The following is an 11,794-nucleotide window of genomic DNA, read 5'->3' on the forward strand; positions in this document are numbered from 1 at the left end:
ATAAAAAGCCCGTACGCCTAACGGGCTTTTTTATTGCACCGCTCAAGTACACTCGGCCCCCAGACAGGCACAATCATTGACGACAGAGTTCACTCACATAGCCAATATCATCGCACTGACACACAGACTCCCCCAAGATAACCAAACTAGCAATAATGTAATAATTGCTGCACATTCAACTGCATTGCCCGTAGCGTCAGTTTATCTTTGCTCACAGGTTTAGCATCTTGAGCCTCTACGTGCTCAAGGCTCAATGCAAAGCGGTATTGAGCATCAAGGTGGCCTAACACCAGCTGCCAACTGTCGCTCAATCGTTTACCCTGCTCTTCATGAAGCAACAAGGTAATATTGCGCTCAATCTTAGCTTGCATTCCCTCACGTAAAACATGACGAGCACACGCTTGATTATCGACTTGAGGCTGACAGTCTGTCGCTGAGTCCTGCTGGTAAGCAACAATCTGCATATATTCGGGTGGAGTCCCTCTTGGCAGCCAAGTTGATTGAGCCTTCATCGCATCATCATGCTGTCGCGGCTCAAAGGCAAAACTAAAGGATTTAAGTGATAACGCCAGCCCCAAGCCCTTAGCCTTAATATATGACTCTTTAAGCGCCCACAGATCGAAAAAACGCGCTCGTTGCTGCGCCTGCGGTAAACCCAGCAGGCTATCGGTTTCATCGCGAGTGAAATAATGGTTCAAAATAGGGTAGATATTGGTGCTTTCGCGTTGGCGCTCAATATCGACGCCGAGCGAGAGCCAGTGGTTAGCATTTGCAATAGCCACCAGCAGATAATCGCCACTGTGGCTGATATTGAACAATAACGGACAACGGGCGAAACAAGCCCTGGACAACACAGGCTTGCCTCTATCAAGGTAGGTAAATTGCCACTGTGCAGGAGCGATTTCAACTCCCATGTCACGGGCGCACTGCGATAATATAGCGCGTAAATAGCTTCGTACCAGTAAGCCTTTCACACGCGCATCAGGCTGTAAAAAACGGTCGGCCTTGGCTTGCTCGTCATCGGGTAGCCAAAGGCGCAATTGCTGCAACTGTGTTTGGCTTACCCCTTGAGGAGCCAAATCACAAAAATAGAGGGTCACCGCCGATAATGGCTGAGATAACGCAAATGCGGACACAATAGCAAACACCATGAGAGAACATATGCCCTAGTATAACCTCCTCCGGTGGCATTAATCGCGATGAGTTTACAGCAAAAAGCTAATAAGGATTAAGCACACCTAAAGATTAATGCGTTGACCCCCTCGCCTACATCGGCTCTCGTTCTCGACGCTCTGCATTAAGCGGTGGTATAAACACTTTATATACTCAGTGGTGGGCTAACATGAGTGATGGCTAAAATAAGTGACGGAATAAAGCGGGCGCACTCTTAAGTAAACGAAAGCGACGCTCCCTTAAACCTGACGGGCCCAGCGCCGTGTTTTCAACGTGCTGGGCCCTTTATTTTTATAGCCTATTTTTTATCTAGCCAATCGAGCAGCGATTAATTACACGCTTTGATGCGGGCCAAAGACCTCGTAATGCAACTGACTAGGCGCTATGCCAAGTGCTAACAATTGTCGCTTTACCTCAGCCATAAAGGGCACAGGCCCACAAAAATAGTACTGTGCATGAGGGAGTAATCTGCCTGCAACCTTGTCCAACTCGATAGTACCAGTAAACTGATAATCCTCACCGATACGGTCATCACTGCTTGGCTCGCGGTACCAAGTATAGGCTGCTAAAGGCTCATAACTAGCCGCTTTTTGCTGAATATCTGACTTAAAGCCATGAAACGCACCAAATTCACAGGCATGTAGCCAAGTGATGTCGCTGTGATGTTCAGAGCCCATCAACTGATTAAGCATGCTCATCATTGGGGTCAGTCCCACACCCGCTGAAATCAACACCACTGGCGTATCATCATCTGCCGCCAGCACAAAGTCTCCCGCGGGTGGGATCACCGCCAGTTCATCACCCACATTAAAGCAATCATGCAGTGTAGATGAGACTAAGCCACCCACTTCACGCTTAACACTGATCCGATAACTACAGCCATTGGGGGCATCCGACAACGAATACTGGCGAATTTCTTGTTGCGCAAAATCGCTATCTTGTACCTGCACACTTAAATATTGCCCTGGCACAAAATCCATAACCGCTTGGCCATCATTTGGAGTGAGAACAAATGAAGTGATCACCTCAGACTCTTGCTGCTTGGCGGTAATGGTAAAAGCCCGTGTCCCTTTCCAACCACCGACTTGCTCGGCACGAGTTTGATAAAGCTGACTTTCACGACCAATAAAAATATCGGCTAATACCCCATAAGCACGGCCCCATGCATCGAGTACTTCATCGGTCACAGCCGCGCCCCCCAACTCTTTTAGCGTGGCTAACAGATGATGCCCAACAACTTGGTACTGCTCTGGTTGAATTAAAAAGCCGGTATGTTTTTGTGCGATGCGCTCCACTGCGCTGCCGAGCACTGCTAAGTTATCGATATTTCTCGCATAAGCCGCAACCGCATTAAATAGCGCGACTGGCTGACCACCATTATGTTGATTGGCTAAGTTAAATGTATCTTTTAGTTCGGGATTATGCTGAAAAAGACGCTGGTAAAAATGGCTGGTTAACGCCGGGCCTGCTGATTCTAATAGTGGAATCGTGCTTTTGACAATTTGGATAGTATGCTTATCTAACATAGTGCGACACCTTAACATGTAAATAGTATGTATTTTTTGCAATAGTAAAGATGCATTTGATTTAGATCAATGTTTTTAATCTACGTCGACAGAGTCATTTCAACTGAGTATCGATAAAAAGGCCATCAATACACCATTGTTTGATAAGAAAAACATCAACGATGTCGACAAACAAAGCGCTGTTAATCGACACCATTTCACACCAGCTAACCCTGTTACACTGCAGCGACAAAAGCAATTTCAACCAGATAGTTAGGATCGGCAAGCTCAGCTTTTATACAGGCTCGACTTGGCGCACACCCTGCAGGTAACCAGGCATCCCACAGTGCATTAAAAGTGGGAAGGTAAGTAAAATCTGTGATATAGATCGTCGCCGACAGTAAGCGGGAATGATCGCTGTTTATTTGCGCTAATGTTGCTTCTGCTTGGGCAAAAATCTGTGACACCTGACCTGAGATATCCGCGTTGGTATCGGCTGCAATTTCAACAAAATGACCAATACCATTATACACAGTGGCATCAGACCAACGTGTTGTGGGATTGAGGCGCTCAATTTTCATACTCTGTGCCATTAATGACTCCTTTAATCGATTATTAGCTCGCTATGGTAATGTCATTAACTAACTTGGGCTAGCGGCCGTACAAAAATAGCGCCTTAAGTAACATCAAAGCGGTATTGGCTTTGACAAGTATTTTAAGAGCGCGTTTAATGGCGCTGTGCAAGCATACCTCATAAGCAAATGCATGACCCATGCTAATAACACACGCTATGCCCTCTACATAATTTAGACATTTAATAGGTACTTTACATGCAAACAGCCGATGACTTTATTCAACAACTCGAACTCGAACAACATGTTGAAGGTGGTTACTATCGCTCCTCTTTTCGCTCACAGAGTGATTTCGATACCACGCGCTCACTGTGGAGCAGCATCTACTTTTTATTGCGTACTGGTGAGGTGTCGCATTTTCATCGCTTAACTTCTGATGAGATGTGGTATTTCCATGCGGGGCAATCATTAACTATCTATATGATCGATGAACAAGGGGAATTAACCACGGCCCAGCTAGGTCTCGATATCGCCGCGGGTGAACGTCCACAATTTTTGGTGCCCAAAGGCTGCATTTTCGGCTCGGCCATGAATCAACCCGGATTTTCACTGGTCGGTTGTATGGTTTCACCTGGGTTTACTTTCGATAATTTTGAGCTGTTTAGCCAACAAACCCTACTCGCCCAGTACCCGCAGCACCAAACCATTATTGAGCGCCTGAGTCGCCCTGAATAACGCCTAACTAAACGCATAAGCTCAAATAAAGCGCATAAAAAAGACCCGAAAATATCGGGTCTTTTACTTTTATTTACATCATCACTTTGCAGGGAAATGATGTTACGGCATCAGGGTAAAGCAACACCTTGCCCTACGCACTAAAACTGATGTGACTCAGCTAACTTGCTGGTTGAGTGACATACAGAACACGACTCTCTTGGCAAATTAACATCAACCACAACATCACCGTCAAACGTGGCATTGCTGCTGTCGACTTTAACTTCAAATGTAGCACCATTACTTTGCATATGGGCCTTCAATGAATCCCCACCGTAAGGGCCATGACAAGACCAACACGTTGCCGCAGCTGGGCTGGTGGCAAAGAAATCGCTATTATCAGCATAGTCGTGACGAGTGATCAGTGCATTAGCCTTTTCAATCTCATTTAGATTAGCGCTGCCATCCACATGACACTGGGCACAGTCATTAAGCCTTGCTGGATACTTAAATTGACGTTTAGCGCCCACTTCCAGTTTCTGCTCATCACGGTTTTGCGCGTGTAAAGCGTGCACAAAGGTGTTCCACGAAATATGGTTTAGCACCGTATCTTTTGGCGCCACTTGCTCACCCATATGGTACTTGTCCCACTCGGCATTGCCTAAGTTATGACAAGCGACACATTGCTGCTCAAGATCATTACGACGACCATGATACCCATAAGCTTGGTCGCCATGACACGAAGCACATAACGCATTATCAACCACTTGACGACGCGACGTGTCGCTAAGCCCAGTTAACGTAAAGAAACGTGCACTTGAACGCAAACGCTCAGTCAAGGCTCCATCAGCATCAGGCTGCCCCGTTTTCTCATCGGCTTTCAACGTCGTTTCGATGGCTAAAATACCCGTTTGGCTATCGGTACTATTAGGAATGATGAGTCCTGTACTACCTTTGCTCAAATCATCCACTAAATCCCCAGATATTACATAGGTATATTCACCTGTCGCTGGATCGCTACTGATAGGCTCGACGCCAACAAACTTGTAGTTAATCGCATGGTTAGCCATACGACTTAAACTACCATCGGCTTGAGTTTCTGTTGTCAAAGTGCGGTAACCGGCTTGCATGTCCCACGCCACGGTCGCGCGCATATCGGCAAAGAATCCCGCGTCTTTAGGTGCGACGGCTAACGGCTTACCGGCATTGTCTAACACTTTAATGGTGAAAGTAATTTCAGCGGTTTCGTAGGTATTACCATTACGCATAGATGACACTGGTGCCACCGATACTTGGGTAACATCTACACTGTATGCGTCACGAGCTGTTTTCTTAGCATCTAGTTTAACCAGATGCATTTCAGCCACGTCATGACAACTTGCACAACTTAATGGTAAATCACTGCCATGCTTAAGTGTGTCAGCACTGTGACAACTCAAACAGGCTTTATCATTAGCTGTGCTACTTAACCATTCGGCGCCATTCATTAAGCTATCGCTATTTTCGGTCACATGACAGCTAGTACAATCATAAGAGCTGGCCACTAAATTATTAGGTAGGCCATTGTGCCAACGGTGAGCCCGCTCAACCATGGTACCCTTACCGTCTTTTTCGCCAGTGGTATGGCAGGTTGAACACGCTTCAACATTGTTGCCATAATGGGGCGAACGATAATAGCTGTCATAACGTGCATAAGCGATATCGGTATGGCACGCATTACAGCTTTCTGTGCTCACCATAGCGCGAGTCAAGGTCACTGCTGAGCCGTCGATCATAAAATCAACTTCTTGCATAATATCTTGCACACTGCCAATACCTGGAATACCGCCATAGGCCTGCACGCGCACCATAAAGCGTTGCGGCGCAGTTTCATCAAACACATAAGATTTATCGGTAAAATCAAGTTCGCCTATTTTTGTTGTACTCACCACGGTATAGGTACCGTCGTTATGGTCGGTTAAACAGCTATCCTCCTCAGTTGTACAGGTCTCATAGCCAAGTCCCTGTCGTTCGGTATAACCTTGCTCGCTCAATGCTAATTGCGAACTTAAAAAACGCACCGAGGGCACACCAACAACAGGTAAGCCCTGTTCATTGGCCACTTTGAATGTGGCAGAACGTACACCATCAGCATCGAAGCCATAGGTGATATATTCTAAGCTTAGTGACTCGGCCGAAGTCGCTATGACGATGCCGTTTTCACCATTACTACCATCACTGCCGTTAGCCCCGTCTTGACCATCTTTACCATCATTGCCATCGCTGCAACCCATCGCTAGGCCAGCAATTACTAAGCCACAAATAATCGACTTATTAAATGACTCACTCATAGTCTCTCCCATTTATGTTTAAAACATAGGTAATTTATTATTTTATTTAAGGCTATACTTAATCATCACCTGCTAATTATTAGAATACGTTACAATAAAATTAACGACTTAATCGCAACAAATGTAAAGATTAAGTAAATTCACCGTACTGAGCCAACCTTAATTTAAAGTTAATTTAGGTTGGTCATCACAAGTTAAATGCAATACCGTGATCGACTTAAAGTTTATTAAGGACAATAGCTATGAGCAACCAAGTTTAAAAACAATGAAATATATATAAAGGCAACCTACAAAAGACAATGCATAAAATAAAGCTAAAAATAATTAAAAATAAAAACCCTTATAAATAAATGTCTATAAGACCATGGTCTAAACTCTCTCAAAAAGTAAGCTAGATAACAAAAACAAGATATAAAAAACCGATTAAAATGCAATACCACCTCATAAAACAGCCAGAACACAAGGACAACCTAGAACGCAAACACTTTAAATACAATAAGATATGCGTGCTACACGTCTTATGACTTATGACTTATGGCTTATGGCTTATGGCTTATGGCTTATGGCTTATGGCTTATGGCTTATGGCTTATGGCTTATGGCTTATGGCTTATGGCTTATGGCTTATGGCTTATGGCTTATGGCTTATGGCTTATGGCTTATGGCTTATGGCTTATGGCAAACATTGTGAGATGGTTATGTAAAATAATAAATAAATTAATGTGTTCAACCACCAATAAAATAAAACTCACAAAACAAACCCAACAAAAACCACATCATGACTTTAAAGTGGAACAAATCATAAAAAGGAGATGCGCTTAAATATAGCAGGCATCTAACATGAAATCTGACGGTAAACAAATAAGCCTAACAACAAAGATAAATAACTCACTCCAAATTAACTTACAAATGAGAATCAATTAAAAACAGAAAACACTATCATTAACAACTTGACACCCTATAAATAAATGATAACGGTATCGTCATACCATTATTAAGCTACAACATTGCGTGACTATTAGATTAAAATCGTGGCAATTAAAACCACTGCTCAATGAAAACGGTAATATCAACCATGTTACTTTAATCATGATCCTAAAAATTGTGCCCTCACATTAATCCCATAGTATGGATACCGAGTTTTACTGTTAACCAGCAGTGCAAGTCCATTTAATACCTGCCAACATCACCAACGGGCAATGAGATCGACCATACAAGGATATCTCGAAGCTTTGCTCTCTCAGGTTAAGACCCTATGTCATCCCGTATCAGAGCCAAGTACAATGAAATATCACAAGCTCAGACATTATTGATAAACGCTAAACAACCATCCCCCAACTTAACCACTATCAGCTTATTTACTGGTGTAGAGGTACCATCCGAGGCTGAAGTAAGGTATAACGACGCAATGAAAACTCCCAAACGCATACAACCACTCGTTGACGATGGTCTCGTCGATGAAGTCATCAGCCAATTGATGAGCGGTAAAGAAGCCACTGTCTACATCGTTCGCTGCGGGACAGAGATCCGCTGCGCCAAAGTCTATAAAGAAGCGACTCAGCGCAGTTTTAAAAAAGCCGCTCAATATCAAGAAGGTAGAAAGAGTCGAAATAGCCGTCGCAGCCGTGCAATGGAAAAAGGCTCAAGCTACGGACGCGAGCAACAAGAGCAAGCCTGGCAAAATGCCGAGGTCGATGCCCTATATAAATGCGCCGCCGCCGATATTAGAGTCCCCACTCCCTTTGGCTGTTTCGATGGTGTGTTATTAATGGAACTCATCACTGATGCCAATGGCGATGTGGCGCCGCGCCTCAACGATGTGATGTTAAGTGCCGAGCAGGCGATAAAAGATCACGACACCATGATGAGTTACATCACCCGCATGTTGTGCGCTGGCATAGTCCATGGTGATTTATCCGAGTTTAATGTGTTACTGGACGAAACAGGCCCGGTGATCATTGACCTGCCCCAAGCAGTTGATGCTTCGGCCAATAATAATGCCAAAGCCATGCTCGCTCGTGACGTCAACAACATGACAGGCTATTACTCGCAATTTGCCCCCGAGCTAAAACAGACTCAATATGCCAAAGAGATGTGGGCCCTGTATGAAAAAGCCAAATTAACACCAGAGACGAAGTTAACCGGTCAATTTGCAGAAGATACCCATACCGCCGATGTCAATTCGGTGCTCGAAGAGATCCAAGCCGCCTTTGAAGAGGAGCAAGAAAAACACGAGCGTATAAGAGAAGCCAACGAGCTGTGATCCCTTACTGTTAAATGATAAGGCGTTACCTTATAACGCCTTATTTTAATCGACCTCTTTTATAACCGTCTTTTATAACCCAAGGTAAAAAACCGTGACTCAAAAAGGTTTGACCCTCTGCGTGATGAGAGCATTGGTGAACTAATCACGCTTGGCGCTAGCCACCAGTTCCCGCTGTATATGCTCTGGCACCACATCATAACGACTAAAGCTTATCGAAAACTGTCCATCCCCCCCCGTGAGTGATTTAAGCCGAGTGGAATAATCATCCACCGTTGCCAGTGGCGCTTCTACCGCCACCTCTACCCTATTGTTATCGAGTGCTTGCGTGCCGCAAATGATACCGCGATTGGCACTGATATCACCTGTGATATCGCCGACATGCTCTTGTGCTACTTGCACTTTCATCTCAACTATCGGCTCTAAAATGACCGGGCTGGCAGCTTGCACCGCTTCAATAAAGGCTTTTTTACCGGCCATCACAAAGGCGATCTCTTTCGAGTCGACACTATGGTGCTTGCCATCGAGCAGCGACACGCGCACATCTTGCATGGGGTAACCCGCCAAGGTGCCACAGTTCATCGCCTCTTTTACCCCTTTTTCTACCGCCGGAATGTATTGGCTAGGCACGGCGCCGCCCACCACTTTGCTGACAAATTCAAATCCAGCACCACGGGGTAAGGGCTCAATAGCCAGCATCACTTCACCAAATTGGCCCGAACCACCCGACTGCTTTTTGTGGCGATAACGCGCCTGCGCTGTGGATGTAATGGTTTCACGATAGGCAACCGCAGGCACATCGGTATCCATGTCGACATTAAACAACTCGTGGGCTTTTTCCAGCGCAATGTGCAGGTGTAAATCGCCTTGGCCTTGTAATATGGTCTGGCCTTCAGCCTCATTTTTAGCGATATGTAGGCTAGGATCTTCCACCACTAATTTATTGAGCACTTCGGCAATTTTTTGCTCATCGCCACGACGCTTAGCGGACACCGCTAGGCCAAAGATAGGCTCTGGCAGATCAAGCTCTGGCATACGAAATTCATCTTCATCATGACTGTCGTGTAATACCGCCCCTACCGTCAATTCATCGATTTTAGACACGGCGCAGATATCCCCAGGAATGGCCGAAGTCACCGCTATCTGTTTATCCCCTTGTAGTTTAAATAAATTATTTACTTTGAAAGGTTTACGTTCATCGCCAACAAAGAGTTTCATGCCTAAATGCACTGTGCCTTGGTGCACTCTAAAAATCCCCATGCGGCCAAAAAAGGGATCTATGGTGACGCGAAACACCTGCGCCAGAACATGAGCATCGGCAGAGGGAATCACCTCCACCCGCACGGCCTTCTCGCCTGCACCTTTAATAAACTGCTGCCGGTTGCCCTCTAACGGATTGGGGCATAACTTAATGATCAGTTCAAGCAGCGCGGCAATCCCCACTTCGGTTTCGGCACTGGTAAAACAGATGGGCACTAAATGCCCCCGTCGCAATGCCACCTCTAACGGCGCATGCAGCTGCTCGGGGGTTAATATCTCTCCCTGCTCTAAATAAAGGGCCATTAACTCATCATCTTCTTCCAATACCGTATCGATCAGCTCATCACGGGCGCTGACAACATCATGAAATAGCGCCTCTCCTTGCAGCTGTGGTTCGGGGTGCAGATAACAGTCAATCACGTCATCGAGGCGCACATTAGGTAAATTAACAGGCAGGCAACGAGGGCCTAAGTTGGTTTGAATATCGTCTAACAAGGTGGCAAGTTTGTCGCCATTACCATCGATATGATTGATGGCGATGAGTACCACCTTACCTTGAGCCCTTGCGGCTTCGAAAGCCCGCTGAGTGATGGTTTCAATCCCAGTGGTGGCGTTAATGACTAAAAGCACTGTCTCAACACCCGGCAGCGGCAATAGTGCTCGACCAAAAAAGTCGGGTAAACCTGGGGTGTCGATAAAGTTGATGTGATGATTGTCGATGTCGAGATAGAGAAAGGAGGGTTCGAGGCTGTGGCGATGATCTTTTTCTTGGGCAGTGAAATCGGCATGATTTGTGCCCTTATCCACCCTGCCTTTTTGGGGAAATGCCTTACCCTCAAACAGCAATGCCTCTAACAGTGATGACTTACCTGCCCCAGAGTGTCCAAGTACTGCCAAATTACGGATCTGTTCGGTCATGAACTCAGCCATACTGGCCTCCTTATTTTAATGTAATTCAACGAGATAGCAGCATTTTAATGTAGTGATACTTCGAACAAGATAACTATTACCTCTGTAACCAAAAAGCATTAGCTGTTATCGATTTGATACTAAGCAGTATAGGCTCGTAAAGACCATTGACTATTGATCAAGATCACGGATTAGCTCACTGGCCAAATAGCCGCAACCTTGTTACATAAACATTACAACCACATCCCCCCCCTCCTTTATAAACATCAATAACACTGACTCTTTGGCTACTGGGGTGGACATTTAACGCTCTCTTTTGGGTTGTCAAATCGATAAAAAAATGTAAACGTCAACATTTGAAAGATGTCATCATTGTACAAACTGAAGAGTTTTGCATGATGTTAGCGACACTATACGAATAAAATGGAAGATGAACTAAGGAGAAACTTGTGTCTATAAAATCAATGGGGATTGCTAAATCGATGGGACTGATAATCTCAATTCTCGTAACTACGGCTTGCAGTACTACTGACAATAAACCGATGACAGCAGAGCAAGCGGCATTGAAAGCAAAAAATCAACAACAACTTGCTGATGCGGGATATGAATGTCGAAGTGAAAAAGTCACTGGTTCGAGTATCAAAAAACGGATCTGTGATACGCGTCAGCAACGTGAAGAAAGACAGAACTCAGATAGAGATGCCATTAACGACCTTATCCGCCAAACACCAGCACCAAAAAGTAATTAATCTCGGGCACCTGTTAACACTAGAGCGGGTTGACTAACACTCAATCGTCAAGTCTCAGGCCTAACCAAAGATATAAAACGATATCAGGGTAAAGATAGCTAGATATTATCTTTACCCTTATAACGTCTATCCTTTTCAATACCTAATTTTTCACGATACTCACTCGCGGCTTATCGCCTTAAATAATGCCCTCTAAATAACGAACAAATAAACTTTCAGTTACCCCATCGACTTTGTTATAGCGCACAACTGTAAGCTAAAGATAATATCAGCAGCCAGTTTTAAGTCCCAGGTGATTGTATTGACCCTAAACCTACTGT

At 45.0% G+C, this 11,794-nt stretch carries 9 protein-coding genes; 4 read left to right on the forward strand and 5 right to left on the reverse strand.

Annotated elements, in window-relative coordinates; all coding sequences use genetic code 11:
- Nucleotides 1-146: 146 nt before the first annotated feature.
- The 3 genes from DVO77_RS06785 to DVO77_RS06795 form a co-directional block, all read right to left on the reverse strand.
- Nucleotides 147-1,136 (reverse strand): 4'-phosphopantetheinyl transferase family protein, encoded by a 990-nt coding sequence (locus tag DVO77_RS06785; RefSeq protein ID WP_249038124.1) that lies wholly within the window; start codon nt 1,134-1,136, stop codon nt 147-149.
- Between the two features lie 369 nt (nt 1,137-1,505).
- Nucleotides 1,506-2,699 carry an NO-inducible flavohemoprotein gene (gene hmpA / locus DVO77_RS06790; protein WP_119977807.1) on the reverse strand — a complete coding sequence of 398 codons (1,194 nt, stop codon included), beginning with the start codon at nt 2,697-2,699 and terminating at the stop codon, nt 1,506-1,508.
- Between the two features lie 215 nt (nt 2,700-2,914).
- The gene (locus tag DVO77_RS06795; protein ID WP_249038125.1) at nt 2,915-3,271 is read right to left on the reverse strand and encodes a RidA family protein; all 357 of its coding nucleotides are present in this window, start codon (nt 3,269-3,271) and stop codon (nt 2,915-2,917) included.
- Nucleotides 3,272-3,508: 237 nt separating this feature from the next.
- Between DVO77_RS06795 and DVO77_RS06800 the strand changes: the two genes are divergently transcribed.
- Entirely contained in the window at nt 3,509-3,985 is a 477-nt protein-coding gene (locus tag DVO77_RS06800) for a cupin domain-containing protein (protein WP_110458588.1), read from the forward strand.
- 140 nt (nt 3,986-4,125) lie between these two features.
- Here the strand turns inward: DVO77_RS06800 and DVO77_RS06805 are convergent, their stop codons facing one another.
- Entirely contained in the window at nt 4,126-6,294 is a 2,169-nt protein-coding gene (locus tag DVO77_RS06805) for an OmcA/MtrC family decaheme c-type cytochrome (protein WP_162924157.1), read from the reverse strand.
- Between the two features lie 548 nt (nt 6,295-6,842).
- Here DVO77_RS06805 and DVO77_RS19010 point away from each other — a divergent pair.
- Entirely contained in the window at nt 6,843-7,115 is a 273-nt protein-coding gene (locus DVO77_RS19010) for a hypothetical protein (protein WP_162924158.1), read from the forward strand.
- Between the two features lie 586 nt (nt 7,116-7,701).
- The gene (locus tag DVO77_RS06810) at nt 7,702-8,556 is read left to right on the forward strand and encodes a PA4780 family RIO1-like protein kinase (RefSeq protein ID WP_119977900.1); all 855 of its coding nucleotides are present in this window, start codon (nt 7,702-7,704) and stop codon (nt 8,554-8,556) included.
- 141 nt (nt 8,557-8,697) lie between these two features.
- Here the strand turns inward: DVO77_RS06810 and fusA are convergent, their stop codons facing one another.
- Nucleotides 8,698-10,746 (reverse strand): elongation factor G, encoded by a 2,049-nt coding sequence (gene fusA / locus DVO77_RS06815; RefSeq protein ID WP_119977809.1) that lies wholly within the window; start codon nt 10,744-10,746, stop codon nt 8,698-8,700.
- Nucleotides 10,747-11,174: 428 nt separating this feature from the next.
- Between fusA and DVO77_RS06820 the strand changes: the two genes are divergently transcribed.
- Nucleotides 11,175-11,474 carry a hypothetical protein gene (locus tag DVO77_RS06820; protein ID WP_162599229.1) on the forward strand — a complete coding sequence of 100 codons (300 nt, stop codon included), beginning with the start codon at nt 11,175-11,177 and terminating at the stop codon, nt 11,472-11,474.
- The last annotated feature ends 320 nt before the right edge of the window (nt 11,475-11,794 follow it).

The organism is Shewanella algidipiscicola, assembly GCF_003605125.1.
GTDB lineage: Bacteria > Pseudomonadota > Gammaproteobacteria > Enterobacterales > Shewanellaceae > Shewanella > Shewanella algidipiscicola.

Bases quoted from the DNA above. Each gene is read 5' to 3' on its own strand.
- fusA (WP_119977809.1), bottom strand. From the start codon at position 10,746: ATGGCTGAGTTCATGACCGAACAGATCCGTAATTTGGCAGTACTTGGA.
- DVO77_RS06800 (WP_110458588.1), top strand. From the start codon at position 3,509: ATGCAAACAGCCGATGACTTTATTCAACAACTCGAACTCGAACAACAT.
- DVO77_RS06795 (WP_249038125.1), bottom strand. From the start codon at position 3,271: ATGGCACAGAGTATGAAAATTGAGCGCCTCAATCCCACAACACGTTGG.
- DVO77_RS19010 (WP_162924158.1), top strand. From the start codon at position 6,843: ATGGCTTATGGCTTATGGCTTATGGCTTATGGCTTATGGCTTATGGCT.
- DVO77_RS06810 (WP_119977900.1), top strand. From the start codon at position 7,702: ATGAAAACTCCCAAACGCATACAACCACTCGTTGACGATGGTCTCGTC.
- hmpA (WP_119977807.1), bottom strand. From the start codon at position 2,699: ATGTTAGATAAGCATACTATCCAAATTGTCAAAAGCACGATTCCACTA.
- DVO77_RS06805 (WP_162924157.1), bottom strand. From the start codon at position 6,294: ATGAGTGAGTCATTTAATAAGTCGATTATTTGTGGCTTAGTAATTGCT.